The following is an 18,030-nucleotide window of genomic DNA, read 5'->3' as shown; positions in this document are numbered from 1 at the left end:
TCGAACATTAACGGCGCGCGCTTCGTATGCCTGACAATCCGCCGTGGCACGCCCGATGGACTGCCGCGCCCGACCATCACGCCGCCCGAGGTGAGGGCGCGCCTCATGCGCCACATCGGCGCGCCCGATCATGCGGTCGAACCGGCGCTCGAACCCGCGCTCGAACCTGCGGTTAAACCTGCTGTTGAACGATAAGGAAATGCCGATGCTGTTGCTCAATCCCGGCCCTGTGACGCTCACCGAGCGCGTGCGCCGCAGCCTGTTGCAAGAGGACCTGTGCCACCGCGAAAGCGAGTTTTTCGATGTGCAGGAAGAGGCGCGCACGCGCCTCGTGGGCGTCTACGATCTCGATCCCGCGCAGTGGCAGGCGGTGCTCATGACCGGCTCCGGCACGGCGGCGGTCGAGAGCATGATTGCCTCGCTCGTGCCCGCCGACGGCAAATTGCTGATCGTCGAGAACGGCGTATACGGCGAGCGTATTTCGCAGATGGCCGCGCAGTACCGCATCGCGCACGAAGTGGTGAAGCACGAGTGGATGCAGGCGCCCGATCTCGCGCGCATCTGCGCCGCGCTCGACGCCGACCGTGCGATCACGCACGTCGCCATCATCCATCACGAAACCACTACGGGCCGGCTCAACGATCTGCGCGCGCTGGGCGAAGCGTGCCGCGCGCGCGGCGTGCAGATGCTCGTGGACGGCGTGAGCAGCTTCGGCTCCGAGGCCATCGATTTCGCCGACACGAGCATTGCCGCCGTGGCCGCGACCGCGAACAAGTGCCTGCACGGCGTGCCGGGCGCGGCCTTCGTCGTGGTGCGCCGCGCGGCGCTCGCGAATGCGTCGAGCCGCACCTACTATCTCGATCTCAAGCGTCTCGCCACGCTCCAGGATCAGCGCAATACGCCGTTCACGCCTTCGGTGCATGCGTACTACGCGCTGGTCGAAGCGCTGCGCGAACTCGCCGACGAAGGCGGCTGGCAGGCGCGTCATGCGCGCTATGCGGCGCTTTCGGAGCAGGTGCGCGCGGGGCTTGCCGCGCGCGGGATGGAAAGCGTGTTGCCGAAGGATGCATCCTCGGTGGTGCTGCGCGCGTTCCGCCTGTCGGCCGGCGTTGATTATCCGACGCTGCACGACGCGCTCAAGGCGCGCGGCTTCGTGATCTACGCGGGCCAGGGCGGTTTGTCGAAGGAACTGTTCCGCATCTCGACGATGGGCGACATTCACGCGGCCGATATCGAGCGTTTGCTCGCGGTGTTCGACGAGGTGGCGAAGTAAGGTGTCATGCCAGGGCGTCGTGCGGGCGCCCGCTTCGCTTGCCTAGCCCACTTAGCTCGCTTAACCACTCATCCCGCTTACCCCGCCGCGCGTTCTCCCGCGCGCACCGCCGCAGTTTCCTTCACAGTCGCTCTCGCGGGCTTGCTTGCGCTCTTGCGGCGCGCCCGCGCCTTCTTCATCCAGATCAGCACGCCCGTCACGCTGAGCATCGCGACAACCACGCCCGCGAAGCTCATTGCGATACGCCCCGGCAACCCGGCGATGCGCCCCGAGTGCAGCGGAAACTGCGCCTGGATGAAGATGTCGCCCGCGCTGCCGCGTCCGGGTATCTGCTTGCCGATCACCTCGCCGGTGCGCGCATTCATGACGAGCCAGGGGTTGCCGAGGCCGGCGTCGCCGTGATCGTTGCCCGCCGCAAAGTAGCCCACGCCGTAGGCGCCGAGCGCGGGCATCGCGAACAAGCCGCCCGGCGGCGCGGCAATGCCTTCGCGGCGACCCAGCGCGGGCGCTTGTGCCGCGATGCGCGCGCGCGCCGCGATGGTTTCTGCGGACGTGAGAGCCGGGCCGGGCGCGGCGGTGCGGAACGGGTCCGGCGCGAGCGTCGAGAACTGCGACACCACGGGGCGCACGATCTGCGTGCCCAGATTCATCGAAATCGACGTGAGCGCGACCACCATCAGCAGGCCCCAGAGCCAGACGCCGCCCGAGCGGTGCAGGTCGAAGGTGAGCGCATAACCGCCGCGCTTCACGCGAAAGGCGAGCGACTTGCGCCAGCTCTTGAGGTTCGGAAAGGCGAGCACGATGGCGATGAAGCCGTCCAGCAGCCAGACCATGCCCACGACGCCCATCGTCCAGATGCCGAGGTCGATGCCCATCTTCGTCGGCAGGAATAGCGTGTAGTGAAGCTGGTAGAGGAACGGGATCAGGTTCAGGCGCGAGAGCGAGGGCGCGCCCCACATGCGGCGGCCTTGCACGGCGCCCGTGACCGGGTCCATCGCGAGCTGGTTGTAATCGAGCGCGAACGGCTCGCCGGTCTTCGGGTCGAGGCGCGGTTCCACGCGCACGACGAACGTGTGGCCGGGCTCGACCGAGAGCGGCATGTAGCTGACCAGCACACGCGGATCGGCGGCTTCGATGCGTTGGGCGAGCGTGAGCGCGGGCAGCGGCGCGCCCGTCGTGGCGGTGCGGTAGAACGATGGATTGAGCGCCGCGTCGAGCTCGTGGTCCCATGCGATCACGGCGCCCGTGAGACCGGCGAGAAACAGGAAAGCCGCCGTCGCAAGGCCGAGCCAGCGGTGCAGGCGAACCAGCAGGGCCCTCATGCGGGAGCGACGGTGGCAAGAAGGGTGCGGTGGTCCGCGCAGGCGGGCGCGGTCTGGAAGGCGGTCACGGTGGCTTGGGCGGATCGGGTGGAATTCGGGTGGAATTCGGGTTGAGCGGAATCTTGATTGCAAATGCGAATCGTTTGCATTCTACGAAGGAGCGCGCGCGAACGCAAGCTTCGCGTAAGCAGGGGGAAGCCGGCGGTGTGGGGGAAGGGCGACGGGTGCGGCCGGCAGTGCCTTGCTACACCGGGTCCTTGTTCGGCGGACCGTCCGGGCGTTGCGGCTCCTCGCCGCGATGTCCGGGTGGCGGAGGCGTGAGCGGATCGCGCTCTGGGTCGCGCGTCGGATCGGCGAGCGGATCGGGCAGCGGATTGGTGTGCGAGCAGATCATCGCGGGTACCTCGTGCGCAGGCGTGGCCAATCGGGCACGACGTGTGGATGGTTTTTATAGCGTAGGCGATTGGCGCTGCTCGTGCGGAATTTCGCACGCGCGCGGCAACGTGCGGTGCGCGTGCCCGAGGTTGCGTGAGCGGTACTGAAGCAACCTAGAGGCCGTTCAGGTCGGCGGGGGTATCGACGTCGCGCAGGATGCCGGGATCGTCCACATCGATCCGGGTAAGCGTAGGTGACTTCAGTAGCGCGCGAGCGCCAGTATCGCCATCGAGCGCAAGCAGCGCCGCGCGGTGCGCGAGCCCGAATCCGACCGGATGGCCGCGCTGTTCCCGATAGAACGGTGCGACGAGCGGCTTGCCCGCATCCAGTTCGCGTGCGACGGCCTCGATGGTCGCGGGCGCAATGCGCGGCATGTCCGCGAGCGCCACGATCCAGCTTTCTCCTTCGGTATCCGCCTCGACAGCCGCCGCGAGACTCGCACCCATGCCTCTTACGGCGGTGGCGGCGAACACCACGTCGCAGCCCGCGTCGTTCAATAGGTGCGCGAGCGCTTCGGCGCCGGGGCGCACGACGGCAATCACCTTCGGTGTGACCATCAAGAGCCTGCGCGCGGCCTCCTGGGCAACGCTCACGCCATCCGGCAGCGGCGCGAGGAGCTTGTTGCGCAAACCGTTGGGGTCGAAGCGCGATCCGGTGCCGGCGGCGAGCAGTACGCCGGTGGCAAGCGATGCATAGGCCATTGGGGGTACCGCGCGAGAGGGGAACGCGCTGATTGTGCGGTGCAACCGCGTCTGAGGCAACCCCGGAAAGACGCGCGGCGCACCGCGCGTCGCGTGCATCAAGCAAGCGTGTGGCGCGGCAGCATCACCTTGTCGAGTGTGATCGGCAGATCGCGCACGCGCACGCCGGTTGCGTGATAGACCGCGTTGGCGATTGCCGCGGGCACGCCGGTGATGCCGATCTCGCCGATGCCGCGCACGCCGAGCGGATTGAAGCGCAAGTCCGGCTCGCCCACGAACAGCACGTCCAGATCGCCGATGTCGGCGTTCACGGGCACGTGGTACTCGGCGAGATTGCCGTTGACGAAGCGGCCCATGCGCGTGTCGAGCAGAGCGTCTTCGTGCAGCGCGGTGCCCACGCCCCAGACCATGCCGCCCATCAACTGGCTGCGCGCCGTCTTTTCGTTGAGCACCTGCCCCACGTCGTAAGCGCCGACGATACGCGCCACGCGCAGCGTGCCCAGCTCCGCGTCCACATGGACTTCGGCGAACACCGCGCCGAACGAGTGGAACGCGTACTGCTGTCGCTCTGCGCCGGGTTTCTCCGAGGCCTGCGCTTCGATCGGCTTGCCGCCCGCGCGCGCGATGATGGCGGCGGCCGGGTCGCGGCGCGAAGGGGCGCTGTTCGACACGACCCAGCCGTCGGTGACTGTGACGTCCCCGGGCGCCGCGCCGTGGACCGGCGACGCGGGGTCGGCAATGGCGAGCGCAATCAGCTTGTCGCGCGCCGCGCGCGCCGCCGCCTGCACGGCGGGCGAGACGCTCGCCGCCGATTGCGAGCCGCCCGAGACTGGCGCGCGCGGCAGCGTCGAGTCGCCGAGCGCGAAGCGGATATGGTCGGGCGCAAAGCCGAGTGCATCGGCGGCCACCTGGGTCATCACGGTATAGGTGCCGGTGCCGATGTCCTGCGTGCCCGAGGCGACCATCGCGGTGCCGTCGGGGAGGATGCGCGCGATGGCTGCCGCCTCGCTGCGGTTGGCCGGATAGGTCGCGCCCGCCATGCCGAGGCCGATCAGCGTGTTGCCCTCGCGCATCGCGCGCGGCGCGTTCACGCGACGCGACCAGCCGAAGCGCTGCGCGCCCGCCGCATAGCACTCGCGCAGCGCCTTCGACGACCATGGCTTGCCGTCCTGCGGCTCCACTTCGGCGTAGTTTTTCAGGCGCAGCGCGACGGGGTCCATCTTCAGGCGCCACGCGAGTTCGTCCATCGCCGATTCGAGCGCGAACGAGCCCGTTGTCTCGCCGGGTGCGCGCATGAAGGTGGGCGTGCCGACGTTCAGCGGCACGACGCGATGGCTCGTGCTCAGGTTCGGGCTCGCATACATCATGCGCGTGACGAGGCCCGACATCTCGGTCCAGTCTTCGAACGTCGAGGTCTGCGAGAGCGTGTCGTGGCGCACGCCGGTGAGCGTGCCGTCCGTGCGCGCGGCAATCGAGAGATGCTGCTCCGTGTGCGGACGCGAGCCCACCGGCCCGAACATCTGCGGCCGCGTGAGGGCGAGGCGCACGGGGCGGCCCGTTTGCTTCGCGGCCATCGCGCACAGGCTCACGTGAGACCATGAGGATCCCTTACAACCGAAGCCCCCGCCGATGAACGGCGAGATCACGCGGATGGTGTCCGCCGGTATGCCGAAGACGGCGGCCACGGCGGTACGATCGTTCGTCACGCCTTGGGTGGCGTCGTAGAGCGTGAGCGCGGGGCCGTCCCAGCGCGCCATCGTCGCGTGCGGCTCCATCGGGTTATGGAATTGCGTGGGCGTGGTGTAGACCGCCGCGATGCGCACCGCGCCTTCGTGCATGCCCGCTTCCACATTGCCGCGCTGCGAATCGATCGGGCGTTCGGACATGCCGGGCGGCGTGTGGGCTTGCGCTTTCGCGCGCGCGAAATCGAGTATTGCGAGGGGCGCGGGCGTGGCCGCGTAGGTCACGCTCACGTGCTGCGCGGCGTCGGTGGCGTGCTCGAGCGTGTCCGCCACCACGACCGCGACGGGCTCGTTGCTATAGCGCACGACGTTGTCCTGCAACAGCGTGAGGCGCCGCACGGCGGGCGGCGAGATTGGCGGGCGCCCCGCGTTGGGCAGGCGCATCGCGTTCTGCCAGGTCATCACGAGCAGCACGCCCGGCATGGCCTGCGCGCGGCCTGTATCGATCGACGCAATCGTGCCGCTTGCCACGGTGCTCGTCACCAGCACGGCATGCGCGAGCCGCGCCTCGGGAAAATCCGCCGCATAGTTCGCGCCGCCCGTGACTTTGAGCATGCCGTCGATGCGATCGACGGGTTGTCCGATCAGCTTGTTCATGCGAATTCTCCCGTGCCGGTTGCGGGGCCGCCAGCGGCCAGCATTGCGGTGCGCACGATCGCACGCTGCGCGAGTTCGACCTTGAAGGCATTGCCGGAGAGCGGGTGCGCCTGGGCGAGTTCAGCGGCAGCGGCGCCGCGCAGCGTCGCCGTATCGAGCGTGCGCCCGGTGAGATGTTGCTCCGCGCGGCTCGCGCGCCAAGGCTTGTGCGCGACGCCGCCCAGCGCGATGCGCGCGGCGCGTACGCGTTTGTCCTCGAGTTGCAAGGCCACCGCCACGGAGACGAGTGCGAACGCGTAGCTCGCGCGGTCGCGCAGCTTGAGGTAGTGCGTGTGATCGCTGAACGCGGGCGGCGGCAGATCCACTGATGTGATCAGCTCGCCGGGCGCGAGCGTGGTGTCGAGATCGGGGCGCTCGCCGGGCAGCCGATGAAACTGCGCAATCGGAATCGCGCGCGCGCCGCGTGGACCTTGCACCTGCACGGTGGCGTCGAGTGCCGCGAGCGCCACGCTCATATCGGAGGGATTCACGGCCACGCATTGCGCGCTCGCGCCGAGAATCGCGTGCATGCGATTGAAGCCCTCGCGCGCGGCGCAGCCGCTGCCGGGCGCGCGCTTGTTGCATTGCGCGAACGCGGTGTCGTAGAAGTAGGCGCAACGCGTGCGCTGCATGAGATTGCCGCCCACGGTGGCCATGTTGCGCAATTGCGGCGACGCGCCCGCGAGCAGCGCCTGCGTGAGCAGCGGATAGCGCGTGCGCACGAGCGTGTGATTCGCTGCGTCGCTGTTGCGCACGAGCGCGCCGATGCGCAGGCCGCCGTCGGGCAGCGTCTCGATGTGGTCGAGCGCGGCAATGCGCGTGATGTCGATGAGCTTGAGCGGATGCGCGATGCCGCCTTTCATGAGGTCGAGCAGATTGGTGCCGCCGCCGATGAAGTCCGTGCCCGGCTGCTGGGCGGCGGCAATGGCGGCGTCGACATCGGTGACGCGCTGGTAAGAGAGGGCATCCATGGCCGTGCTCCTTCTCTCAGGCGCTGGCCGCGTGCGCGTCGCGCACGGCGGCCACGATGTTGGCATAGGCGCCGCAGCGGCAGATATTGCCGCTCATGCGCTCGCGGATCTCGGCGTCGCTCAGTTGCGCGGGCGGCGTGCGCACGTCCGCCGTCACGGCGCTGGCCGCACCGGCCGCGAACTCCGCGAGGCATGCGGTGGCCGAGCACACCTGGCCCGGCGTGCAGTACCCGCACTGCAACGCGTCGCGTTCGATGAAGGCGTGTTGCACGGCGCTGGGCGCATCCGTGCCCGCGAGGCCTTCGACGGTGGTGATGCGCTGGCCCTCGTGCATGACCGCGAGCGTGAGACAGCTATTGATGCGGCGACCTTCCACGAGCACCGTGCAGGCGCCGCACTGGCCGCGGTCGCAGCCCTTCTTCGTGCCGGTGAGGCCGGCGTAATCGCGCAGCGCGTCGAGCAGCGTCACGCGCGGCTCGATATGGAGCACGTATTCGCGGCCGTTGATGTCGAGCTTGACCGGCTGGGTGGGTGCTGCCGGTGGGGGTGATGCGGCGGTATCGGTGGTATCGGCGGTATCGGCGGCGGGTGGCGCGTTCTGCGCATGCAGATGAGGCACGGTGCCCAATGCGGCGGCAGCAGCGGCCGATTGCAGGAAGCGGCGGCGCTTGACGTCGGCGGGAGCGGGGGAGGCGTCGTCGCGTTCGCGCGGCGCATCGAGGGGGCGTTCGTTGGACATGGCGTTCGACAGACTCCAAAACGAAGACGGAACGTAGGGCGCGGAACGAAGCAGCAACGCGAGGCGCGTGGCCGAATGGGGGATGCGTGGGGGTTTCGTGGCGCGGCTGTCCGGATGCAGCAAATCCGGTGCCGCGCTGAGTTGCGCATGGCGCTCCTGTGCCCTCAATCAGGACAGCACGTTGCGCTTGTGGAAGACGAAAGTAAAGCGCCGGCGCGCGTGTTTTGAGGCGCGAATTGTTTGCTGGCGCAACGCTGTCATGGAACTGGCGCCGGGCTGGCCTGGAGCTGACACAGGGCTGACCTAGGGCTGACCCAAGGCTGGACGCCAGGCCCGGCGAGGCGGGCCCACTCGATCATCAGCGGCAGGCCGAGCACGGCCACGCACTGGTCGCTCGCCGCGACGACGAAGCGTCGCGAGCCGCTGAAAAACGATTCGGCCCGCAAGCGCGATGTGCGCTTGCGGGCCGATTGTCGATGGACACAGCGGGGCGCGCATTCAAGCGCATTCACGCGCCGTGCCGCTCGCCTGCCTCAGTCGATGCCGTGAAACACGGCGTCGTCCGGGCCGAGGTACGCGGGCGGGCGCCACACGGCATCGCGCATCGAGTGCTGCACGAGGTTCTCGACACCCAGCAGCACCGCGAAGATCGCCATGCGCACCGGAATGCCGTTGTCGGTCTGGCGGAAGATCGCGAGGCGCGGGTCGTGGTTCAGGTCGGTCGAGAGATCGTTCGCACCGGGGCGGCTGTCGCGCGGCAGCGGGTGCATCACGAGCGTCTCGGGGCTGCAGCACTCGTCCATCAGCGCCTGATTGATCTGGAAGTCGGGCGTGTAGCCTTCGAACGACTCGTCGTTGAAGCGCTCCTTCTGGATGCGCGTGGCGTACACCACGTCCGCGCCGCGCAGGCCTTCGCGCAGGTCGTGCGTCTGCTCGACCACGTGGCCGTTGGTCGAGATCTTGTCGACGATATACGCCGGCATTTCGAGCTGCGGCGGCGAAATCAGCGTGAACTTGATGCCGCGATAGAGCGCGAGCAGCTTCACGAGCGAGTGCACCGTGCGGCCATACTTGAGGTCGCCCACGAGCGCGATGTGGGCGCCGTCGACGATCTTGCCGAGGCGCGAGAACTCGCGCTGGATCGTGTAGAGGTCGAGCAGCGCCTGGCTCGGGTGCTCGCCGGGGCCGTCGCCGCCGTTGATCACGGGAATGTTCACGGCGCGTGCGAATTCGGCCACCGAGCCTTGTTCAGGATGCCGAATCACCATCGCATCCACGTAGCCGGCCATCACGCGGCTCGTGTCGTAGATCGATTCGCCCTTGGCCATCGACGAGAACGTGAAGCCCGTGGTGTCGCACACGGATCCGCCCAGCCGGCAGAACGCGGCGCCGAAGCTCACGCGCGTACGCGTGCTGGCCTCGAAGAACAGGTTGCCGAGCACCGCGCCTTCGAGCACGCGCGAGATTTTCCGGCGGCGCGCGATGGGCTGCATGATGTCGGCCACGCGGAACAGGGCTTCCACGGAGTCGCGCGAAAACTGCTCGACCGACAGCAGTTGCGGCTTGCCTTCGAATTGCATCTGGCTGGCCAGCGAGCGCGGATCTACGCTTTGCGTATAGGTTTCGCGCGGCTCGCCGCCGCCCACGATTTCCGAGACGAAGCGCTCGACGATCTCGGGCATGGCGCGCGACTCCTGCGACTCTTCCGGCAGCAGCCAGGTATCGAGCGCCCGGCGCGACACGCCGATACGGCTCGCGAAGGCGTCGCGGGTCATGTTCAGACGCCGCATGGCGTCGCGGAGGAAGGCTTGTTGCGGAACGCTCATGCTGGGCACCTGTGATGGCTGGTTGATGTACGCGGTGCGTATATTAGTGTGGCGGTGCGAGAAGTCAAGGCTTTTGTACGAGGGTGGGGGCGCCACGCTGCCTCGAAAAGCCTGCTTTTATCGGGATGAGCATTTTTGAGGCGCCACGATAATCGCGGTTTCGATTTTGGACGGGCTGGCGTTTGCCGGCCTGGCAGCCTGAGATGTATGCATTGTTCTGTACCCTGGTGTCGTGCGCCGCGCTCGTGCGCGCGAAGCGGCAGCGCCGGAGCCAGCCATGAAAATGCCGTGGTCCAGTTCGGTCGACGAGCTTTCCAGCGGCGAGACCCGTTTCGTCACGCACCGCGCCGCGCGCCGCACGGTGATCGTCGCCGCGTGCGCGGCGGCGTCGCTCGCGCTCGCGGGCGGCGTTGCCATCGGCCGTTATAGCGGCATGGCGCCCGCGCCCTCGGGACCCGGCCCGGCCGGCGCGGCCACGCACCATTACGTCGTGGGCGAAATTGGCCGCGTGAACGCCTCGATTGCGCTGCTCGATCCGCGCATCGAACGTCTTGCCGCGCAGATTGCCGATCTGCGCCAGTTCGATCAGCGCTTGCGCGCGCAACCGCCGCGCGGGGCGGCCATGGCTCCCGCCGCGCCCGCAACTCCTGCCGCCCGTTCGGGCGACGATGACGACGGCGGCGAGGGCGGCCCCGCGCTCGCGCCGCGCCGCTGTGTCGAAGCATCCGCCGCGCGCGCCAACGCGCATGCCATCAACAGCGAGGTCGACTGCATGGCCGCCACGCTCACCGCGCTCGAGCAGGCCGTGGCGCAGCACGAGGCCGCGTGGGACGGGTTTCCCGGCCGCCGCCCCACCGGAGCAGGCCGGCCCGGCTCGCCGTTCGGCAACCGCATCGATCCGTTCACGAAGCGCCTGAGTTTTCATCCGGGGCTCGATATCGTCGCGCCCACGGGCACGCCGATTCTCGCCGCTGCTGGCGGACGCGTCATCTTCGCGGGGCAGAAGGCGGGCTACGGCAACGCGGTGGAGATCGATCACGGCAACGGCTTCGTGACGCGCTACGGGCATGCGTCGAAGATCGACGTGCGGGTCGGGCAGATCGTGCTGCCGCGCGAGCCTGTCGCCGAGGTCGGCTCGACCGGGCGCTCGACGGGCCCGCATCTGCACTTCGAGGTGATCGTGAAAGGCACCCAGGTCGATCCCGACGACTATCTCGCGCTTTTCAGCGCATATCGGGCCGGGAGTGCGGCTGACGGCGCGGCGGGAAACATAGCGGGAAACGTAGCAGGAAGGGCGGCAGGGAGCGCGGCAGGAAGCGCGGCAGGAAGCGGAACGAGAAACGGCGGCGGACGTAGCCATGGCTGACCTACGACGTTCCGCGCGCATGCGCAGCGACGCGCAGCGCGCTTTCGAATTGCAGCCAGTGCGCTCGCGCGCATGGCGCTGGGGCGTGGCGCTCGCATGGACCGTCGCGGCTGCGGCGGCCGGCGCGGGGCTCGCCGCATGGGCGCTGCATGCCGGCGACGCCGGGCGCTGCCCGGTCGTCGAGCCCGATTTGCTGCAAACGCGGCTCTCCAATGCCGAACTCGCGCTGGAGCAGGAGCGCGCGGCACGCTCGGCCTTGCAGAAGGCGGCGGACGCGGCGCAGGCCGAAGCCGCCAAGCTGCAAGCCGAACTGGTGTTCCTGCGCAACCACGGTGCGCGCACGAACGCGCGTTGATCCCGCGCTGCTGCGCCGCTCCCGCCTCCGCACGCGCTTCAACCCGACCTCAACTCGACATCGATTCGACATCGATTCGACATCGACGAGACAACTTCAAATTCATCGCAACGGTGCCACTCATGTTCAACAAGAAGAAACCCCAGCCGGGCATTGCCCAAACCAAGCTCGCGACGCTGATCGCCGAGGATGTCCACATCACGGGCAATCTGGAATTCGCCGATGGGCTGCGGCTCGACGGCAAGGTCAGCGGCAACGTCAGCAGCAAGGCGGGCGCGCAGACGCTGCTCGTGCTGAGCGAGCGCAGCGCCGTGCAGGGCAACGTGCACGGCTACGACATCGTGGTCAACGGGCGCATCGTCGGCGACGTGATCGCCGATCATTTCGTCGAGCTGCAGGCGAATGCGCACGTGGTCGGCAACATCTACTACCAGCAATTGCAGATGGATTGCGGCGCGAGCGTGGACGGCAAGCTCACGAAGCGCGACCCGGGCGAGGCGCCGAGCCTGCTGCTCGATACGTCCATCGTGGACGTCGAGGTGCGTAGCTGATTCCTGAAAGGGCGCGCGCCGGCCCGCGCGTTTTTTTCCGCTTTTTCCCGCTTTTTCCATTACACTGCTCGGCATGCCACGTCAGCCGAGTCCCTTCGTAACGCCATCCGCCGTCGCCGCTTCGCGCGCGATGCCGGTGCGCGCGCAGGCCTCGTGCGCGTGCGTGAAAGCCAAAGCCAAAAAACAGTCGCTCATCTGACCGGAGCACGCTGTTCCGTCGGATGTGCGATGGAACGGCCTGCCGGCGGCGCCCCGCCTCTTTCTCCCTCCTGGCTTGCCCGACTCCCGCGTACGGATCGACGGACCTTCCATACGGTCGCGTTCAAGGGAAAGTCATGTCTTCGTTTTCGGGTATCTGGATTCCGCTCGTCACGCCGTTCAACCGCGGCGCCGTCGATCACGAGGCGCTCGACGCGCTCGTGCGCCACTACGCGCAGGCGGGCGTAGCGGGCTTCGTCGCGCTCGGCACGACCGGCGAGCCGGCCGCGCTCGACGAGCGCGAGCAGGACGCCGTGCTCGCCACCGTGCTCGCGAGCGCCGGTGGCCTGCCGGTGGTCGCGGGCGTGAGCGGCAATCACACGCAGTCGGTATGCGAGCGCGTTGCCGCGCTCAATGAGACGCCGGTTGCGGGCGTGCTCGCGGCGGCGCCGTATTATATTCGCCCGTCGCAGGCCGGCGTGATCGGCCATTTCACGGCGCTCGCCGATGCGAGCCGCAAGCCCGTGATCCTCTACGACATTCCCGCGCGCACGGGGGTACAGCTCGAATTGCCGACGCTGCTCGATCTTGCGGGCCACGCGCGCATCGTCGCGGTGAAGGATTGCGGCGGCTCGCTTGCGAAGACGCTCGCGCTGATTCTCGACGGTCGCCTGCAAGTGCTCTGCGGCGAGGACATCGAAATGTTCGGCGCGTTGTGTGCGGGCGCGAGCGGCGCGATTGCGGCATCGGCGCATCTGTTGCCGCAGCGTTTCGTCGCGATGGAGCGCGCGTTGCGCGAGGGTCGTCTCGCCGATGCGCGCGCGCTCTGGCACGCGCTCGTGCCGCTCGTGCGCGCGACTTTCGCGGAGCCGAATCCGGGGCCAGTGAAGGCGGCGCTCGCGCGGCGGGGGCTCATTCGCAATGAGTTGCGCGCGCCGATGACTTGCGTGAGCGCGGCGCTGGAGGAGACGCTGGGAAGGATGGTGGCGTAAGTGCTGGCATGAGCGGCGATAAAAACCGCGCGCCAACAATCGGATGGTCAGAGGGGCGAAAGCGGGGGACGAAAGCGGATGGCGAAAATCGCCGGGCGCAGGCTGGCGCGTCCTGGAGTATGGGACGCGCCGGAGTCCTTAACTCGCGATGTGCGCGCCTGCGTTTGCGGTGCTGCGCTTTGCGGTGCTGCGCGAGCGGCGTCGCGTGCGCGGGCGTTCGGCGTCCACCGTTTCGCCGTTGAGCAGGATGCGGCGCCCCGGCACGTGCTCCGCCACGAGGCGCGCGATGTCGAGCGCCGAGCTCTCGGCGGGCACGACCTGGCGGCGCGCGCCGTCGTCGAGCGGCGTGGTCCATTCGACGAGCCGGTACGCGCGGCCCCAGGGATTCTGGAGCGGCGTGGAGACACGGCACGACGCAATACGCGTAGTCGAGCCGTCGCGCAGCAGGGACTGCAAGTGCATCAGCACATCGTCGTCTTCAACCATGACCTCGCTCCTCCTCGACTAACCGCGCAAAAAAACGCCGCCGATGTTCCGGCGGCTCAACAGGGGTGAGCGTATGTTTGCAGCGAAGAATTAAACCAGACTTAAGAGGGGGGGCAGCCGAGGCGTCGGCCGGGTTTGGCCGGGAGTTTGCCGTATGAGCGGCGCTCTGGACGTGCGCGCGCGGTTGCGGCGGACGGTGGCGGACGTGGCGGATGCACGAACGCCCGCCGCGCGAACCGTTGTTCGCGCGGCGGGGATTGCAACGAAGCCTAAGGAGGAGCGCGGCGCGCGATCAGTGCGGTTTTGCGCTGTTTTGCCGCAGGGTCGCGCGGACCTTGCGCGCGGCGAAGAGCGGGACATAGTCGAGGACGCGTGCGTCGGCGCGATAGGTGTCGAGCGCGTCGGCGTAGATGCGGGCTACCGTTTCCTCAGGCGTATTGGTCTCAGCGGCGATGCTGTGGACGATGGTCTCGGCGTCGACTTTGGGCATGACGGTTCTCCAGTCAGCGGAGTGGGCGAGGTAGGCGGAGTTCGAATTCAAGGACAAACTCGCGCACGACGCCAATTGAATCGGCCTATCGGAATCGCTGTAAAAAATACCGGAAAACATCGCACACGCATGTCAATGAAAGCGGCCCCGGCCACGACATGGCGTCGTGAGCGGGGCCGCTAAACGGCACCATGCGGCGCCGTGAGGAAGTCGCGCGGGTGCCGCGTGGGTGTCAATGACTTACGCCACGCTTTCGAGCGACGGATAGTCCGTGTAGCCCGTTTCGCCGCGCGCGTAATAGGTGGACGGATTCGGCGCGTTGAGCGGCGCGTTCAATTCGAAGCGGCGCGGCAGATCCGGGTTCGCGATGAAGAGCTGGCCCCAGGCGACGGCATCGGCTTCGCCGTCCGCGAGCACGCGTTGCGCCGACTCCAGCGTGAACTTTTCGTTGGCGATGTAGGGGCCGCCGAACTCGGCTTTCAATTGCGGACCGAGACGATTTTCGCCGAGCGACTCGCGGGCGAAGAGGAACGCGATCTTGCGTTTGCCGAGTTCGCGCGCCACGTAGCCGAAGGTTGCCGCGGGGTTTGAATCGCCCATGGTGTGCGCGTCGCCGCGCGGGGCGATATGCACGCCCACGCGATTTGCCCCCCAGATCTCGATGCATGCGTCGGTAATTTCGAGCAGCAGGCGTGCGCGATTTTCAATCGAGCCGCCGTAGGCGTCGGTGCGCTGATTCGTGCTGTCCTGCAGGAACTGGTCGAGCAGATAGCCGTTCGCGCCGTGAATCTCGACGCCGTCGAAACCGGCCGCTTTCGCGTGGATCGCGCCCTGGCGAAATGCGGCGATGACGCCCGGAATCTCGTCGATGGCGAGGGCGCGCGGCGTGACATACGCGCGCTGCGGACGCACGTGGCTCACGTGGCCCTGCGCCGCGATGGCGCTCGGCGCGACGGGCAGCGCACCGTCGAGGAACAGCGGGTCCGAGATGCGGCCCACGTGCCACAGTTGCAGGAAGATGCGCCCGCCCGCGGCATGCACGGCCTCGGTCACGACTTTCCAGCCCTCGACCTGTTCCTGCGACCAGATGCCCGGCGTTTCCGCGTAGCCCACACCCTGCGGCGTGACCGACGTCGCCTCGCTGATGATGAGGCCCGCCGACGCGCGCTCCGCATAGTACTTCGCCATCAGCGCGTTGGGCACGCGGACTTCGCCCGCGCGCTGACGCGTGAGCGGAGCCATGATGACGCGGTTGGGTAGCGTGAGGTCGCCGATCTGAATGGGGTCGAAAAGCGTTGCCATGTGTTCACCTTGTTGCGGGCATGGCCCGCGGTCTTGAATCGATACGGAAAAGACGATGGGTTTGCGATGCGCACCGACGATGCTTGCGCTCACAACTGCTTGTTCATGTGAGCGAGAAACGCCTCGATAACGGGCTCGTTGCGCTTGAAGAACACCCACTGGCCAACGCGCTTCGACGTCACGAGCCCCGCCTTCTGCAGTGCGGCGAGATGCGCCGACACGGTGGATTGCGAGAGTTCGCAGTGCGCGTCGATCCGGCCCGCGCAAACGCCATGTTCGAGCAGGAGTTCCTGATCGGCGAAATGCGCCTTCGGCTCGCGCAGACACGCGAGAATCTCGCGCCGCACGGGATTGGCAAGCGCCTTGTAGATTGCGTCGACGTCGAGCTTTGGGGTCGGTTGAGATTTCTTCATCGGAGTTGCATCGTAACTGTGCGAATCATATATCGCATTTTGACGATATGGGCGATGACACTGATTTCAATAGGGGCGTTAGTTATCGACAGACAGGAAGACCGCATTTTGGGCGAGTGCCCACTGGGTCCGTTGGGGTGACACGCGATCGGATTTTTGTGTTTCGTGCGGGCGGTGAGGAATGGGGGCCGCCGCTTTTTCCGAGCCTTACCGGGTCAGTCGGGCGGGCAGAACCGCAACGTAGCGCCGCCGTTCTGCCCGCGTCGATATAGCTTTACCGCACTGTATAACCGCGCCCCGTCATGCAGGCGCTCCAGGCGCGATAGTAGGTGCTGAGCGCCGCTTGCTGATTGGACTGTGTTTGCGCATTCTGGGCGGCAGCGGCGCGTTCCTGGCGCCGATGCGCAACGCCGCCGGCGACCGTGCCGGCCACAGCGCCTACGGCGGCGCCATGGCCGGCATTGCCGCCGATAGCCCCGGCCGCAGCGCCCATCGCCGCGCCGGCCGCAGCGCCTCTGACGCGCTGGCCGTTCTGCGCCTGGGCGGGAGGCGGGGCTGCGGCGACGACTGCCGGATCGATCCCGGTATTCTGCTTGGCCCACGCGTAGCAAGCCCCCTCATCCTGCTGCTGCTTTTGCGGACTTTGACCATGGGCCGGATACACGGCCGGCGCCTGGGCAAATGCAGCCGCGCTGGTTGCGAACAGCAGTACGACCGATAATTTCTTCATGACATGCTCCGTGAATACGACTGCGCACTTCAGAAAAGATGGAATGCACGGGTGGCACGGTGAAAGCTCCGGGTTTCGACCGCCCATGATGTATGCGGAACCATAAATGCAATCAGCGGAACATTGATACGTAGTTTGTGCAATGTGATCGGGCGACGACGGGCGACGATTCACGGCGCCGGCTCCTGCGAACCGGCGCTAGACAGAATCCAGACGGAATCCAGACCGAATCAGAAGCGGTGATTGATGCCGACTGCAACGAGCGTTTGCGACGCCCCCTTGCTGGTCGCCGTGTACCCCGGCCAGGTGGTGGTGGCCGTGCCGTTGTTCTTGATATAGCCGGCGCGCGCATAGAGCGTGGTGCGCTTTGAAATATTGTGGTCGATGCCCGCTTCGAACCCGACCGAATTGTCGTGGGCGCCTCGCACATTGCGCTGGAGAGCCGCCAGTTGGATTTCATCGGCTGCCGTCGCCTGGATGGTCGCGCCGAACTCCATGTAGCTGAGCGAGTGCGCAAGCGAGCTGAGCGGCAGGTTCACGCGCCCCGGCACCACGGGCACGACAGCGTTCGATGCAACGTCGCTCGTGCGCGCATAAGAGTAGTTGAACTGGAGGTTGACGATGCCGAGGCGATAGGCGAGGGCTGCCGTGTAGTGGTCGGTGCCCACGAGGTCAAAGGTCGTGGCGCCCAACGGTTGCGGCGCGAGTTGCGCGGTTTCGGTGCCGCCGTGCTGCTTGAAGTAGGCCAATGCCGCGTACAGGCCATAGCCCTGGTAGGTCAGCGCCACGTCGAGCATGTTCCCGGTTGTCATCCGCACGGGTTGACTCTGGCTTGCGGGAAAACCGTACATGGCATAAAGCTTCACCCCGCCCATGTTCGGCGTGCGGTAGAAGATCGTGTTGCTGATCCGGCCCGGCGCATACTGCGTCGCCAGCGTGTTGCGGTCCGTTGCTGCAGCAAGGTCGAAGGCAGAAAGCGGCGAGAGGACTTCGTTGCCGCGGAACGGCTCAGCATAGTAGACGGCCCAGAAGCTGGGCTGATATTGGCGCCCGAAGGTTAGCGAGCCGTAGCTCTCGTGCTGGATGCCCACCCAGGCCTGGCGGTAGAACAGCGCGCTGCTGTCGGCGAGGAACGTGCCGTTGTTGGTGTTGTAGCCGGCTTCCAGGTCGAAGATGGCGCGTAGCTTGCCGCCCAGATCCTCGCTTCCCTTGAGACCGATCATGGATCCCGTGGAGCCGCCACTCCTTTCGGAAACCGAGCCGGAACCGCCGTTGTTCAGGTACTGGATGTAGGTGTCCGCAACGCCGTACAGCGTGACGCTGCCTTGCGCCGCCACACTGCCCGCTGCAAGAGCAAGGGTTGCGCCACAGATGCCCTGGTTGATGAAACGCATGCAAGTCTCCTTTGGTTATTGTGCTGTGTGGCTTCGCGCGGCGCGCTGAGGCTCGGTGACCCCGAGGTCCGTTGCGCGGGGGCAGCGGATCCTCTTGGGGCATGGCCG

Annotated in this window: 17 protein-coding genes and 1 pseudogene; 5 read left to right on the top strand and 13 right to left on the bottom strand. The window is 67.3% G+C overall.

The window, feature by feature from the left end:
• Positions 1-205 precede the first annotated feature (205 nt).
• Complete coding sequence (locus L5014_RS22930) at positions 206-1,273, top strand: 2-aminoethylphosphonate aminotransferase (protein WP_238466037.1); 1,068 nt, start codon at positions 206-208, stop codon at positions 1,271-1,273.
• 77 nt (positions 1,274-1,350) lie between these two features.
• Here the strand turns inward: L5014_RS22930 and L5014_RS22925 are convergent, their stop codons facing one another.
• From L5014_RS22925 to L5014_RS22895, 7 genes are all read right to left on the bottom strand, one after another.
• Positions 1,351-2,595 carry a PepSY-associated TM helix domain-containing protein gene (locus tag L5014_RS22925; RefSeq protein WP_238466036.1) on the bottom strand — a complete coding sequence of 415 codons (1,245 nt, stop codon included), beginning with the start codon at positions 2,593-2,595 and terminating at the stop codon, positions 1,351-1,353.
• Between the two features lie 244 nt (positions 2,596-2,839).
• A complete protein-coding gene (locus L5014_RS22920) occupies positions 2,840-2,989 on the bottom strand; it encodes a hypothetical protein (protein WP_238466035.1) in 150 nt (49 codons plus the stop codon).
• Positions 2,990-3,143: 154 nt separating this feature from the next.
• A complete protein-coding gene (locus L5014_RS22915; RefSeq protein ID WP_238466034.1) occupies positions 3,144-3,731 on the bottom strand; it encodes a nucleotidyltransferase family protein in 588 nt (195 codons plus the stop codon).
• A 98-nt stretch (positions 3,732-3,829) separates the two neighbouring features.
• The gene (locus L5014_RS22910) at positions 3,830-6,070 is read right to left on the bottom strand and encodes a xanthine dehydrogenase family protein molybdopterin-binding subunit (protein WP_238466033.1); all 2,241 of its coding nucleotides are present in this window, start codon (positions 6,068-6,070) and stop codon (positions 3,830-3,832) included.
• Complete coding sequence (locus tag L5014_RS22905; RefSeq protein WP_238466032.1) at positions 6,067-7,080, bottom strand: FAD binding domain-containing protein; 1,014 nt, start codon at positions 7,078-7,080, stop codon at positions 6,067-6,069. Before L5014_RS22905 ends, L5014_RS22910 begins: the two co-directional genes overlap by 4 nt.
• Before the next feature lie 16 nt (positions 7,081-7,096).
• Positions 7,097-7,819 carry a (2Fe-2S)-binding protein gene (locus tag L5014_RS22900; RefSeq protein ID WP_238466031.1) on the bottom strand — a complete coding sequence of 241 codons (723 nt, stop codon included), beginning with the start codon at positions 7,817-7,819 and terminating at the stop codon, positions 7,097-7,099.
• 533 nt (positions 7,820-8,352) lie between these two features.
• Positions 8,353-9,645, bottom strand: a complete 1,293-nt coding sequence (locus tag L5014_RS22895; protein ID WP_238466030.1) for an aspartate carbamoyltransferase — start codon at positions 9,643-9,645, stop codon at positions 8,353-8,355.
• A gap of 277 nt (positions 9,646-9,922) precedes the next feature.
• Between L5014_RS22895 and L5014_RS22890 the strand changes: the two genes are divergently transcribed.
• From L5014_RS22890 to dapA, 4 genes are all read left to right on the top strand, one after another.
• On the top strand, positions 9,923-11,011 hold the full coding sequence (locus L5014_RS22890) for a M23 family metallopeptidase (RefSeq protein ID WP_420800118.1): 1,089 nt from the start codon (positions 9,923-9,925) through the stop codon (positions 11,009-11,011).
• Complete coding sequence (locus L5014_RS22885) at positions 11,004-11,366, top strand: hypothetical protein (RefSeq protein ID WP_238466029.1); 363 nt, start codon at positions 11,004-11,006, stop codon at positions 11,364-11,366. Before L5014_RS22890 ends, L5014_RS22885 begins: the two co-directional genes overlap by 8 nt.
• 122 nt (positions 11,367-11,488) lie before the next feature.
• Positions 11,489-11,917, top strand: coding sequence for a bactofilin family protein (locus tag L5014_RS22880; protein WP_238466028.1), 429 nt, complete (start codon positions 11,489-11,491; stop codon positions 11,915-11,917).
• A 335-nt stretch (positions 11,918-12,252) separates the two neighbouring features.
• A complete protein-coding gene (dapA, locus tag L5014_RS22875) occupies positions 12,253-13,107 on the top strand; it encodes a 4-hydroxy-tetrahydrodipicolinate synthase (protein ID WP_238466027.1) in 855 nt (284 codons plus the stop codon).
• Between the two features lie 252 nt (positions 13,108-13,359).
• Here the strand turns inward: dapA and L5014_RS22870 are convergent.
• The 6 genes and pseudogenes from L5014_RS22870 to L5014_RS22845 form a co-directional block, all read right to left on the bottom strand.
• Positions 13,360-13,593 (bottom strand): annotated as a pseudogene (locus L5014_RS22870) (DUF2866 domain-containing protein); the annotation flags it as partial.
• Positions 13,594-13,885: 292 nt separating this feature from the next.
• Complete coding sequence (locus tag L5014_RS22865; protein WP_238466026.1) at positions 13,886-14,083, bottom strand: DUF3562 domain-containing protein; 198 nt, start codon at positions 14,081-14,083, stop codon at positions 13,886-13,888.
• A gap of 240 nt (positions 14,084-14,323) precedes the next feature.
• Entirely contained in the window at positions 14,324-15,385 is a 1,062-nt protein-coding gene (locus tag L5014_RS22860) for an alkene reductase (protein ID WP_238466025.1), read from the bottom strand.
• Positions 15,386-15,474: 89 nt separating this feature from the next.
• Positions 15,475-15,798, bottom strand: a complete 324-nt coding sequence (locus tag L5014_RS22855; RefSeq protein ID WP_238466024.1) for an ArsR/SmtB family transcription factor — start codon at positions 15,796-15,798, stop codon at positions 15,475-15,477.
• 274 nt (positions 15,799-16,072) lie between these two features.
• Entirely contained in the window at positions 16,073-16,528 is a 456-nt protein-coding gene (locus tag L5014_RS22850) for a YMGG-like glycine zipper-containing protein (protein WP_238466023.1), read from the bottom strand.
• Between the two features lie 230 nt (positions 16,529-16,758).
• A complete protein-coding gene (locus L5014_RS22845; protein WP_238466022.1) occupies positions 16,759-17,922 on the bottom strand; it encodes a porin in 1,164 nt (387 codons plus the stop codon).
• Positions 17,923-18,030: the final 108 nt, after the last annotated feature.

The organism is Paraburkholderia tagetis (assembly GCF_022213065.1).
Classification (GTDB): domain Bacteria; phylum Pseudomonadota; class Gammaproteobacteria; order Burkholderiales; family Burkholderiaceae; genus Paraburkholderia; species Paraburkholderia tagetis.
The sequence above is the reverse complement of the archived record's forward strand: the minus strand, read 5'-3'. Positions and strand labels throughout refer to the sequence as shown.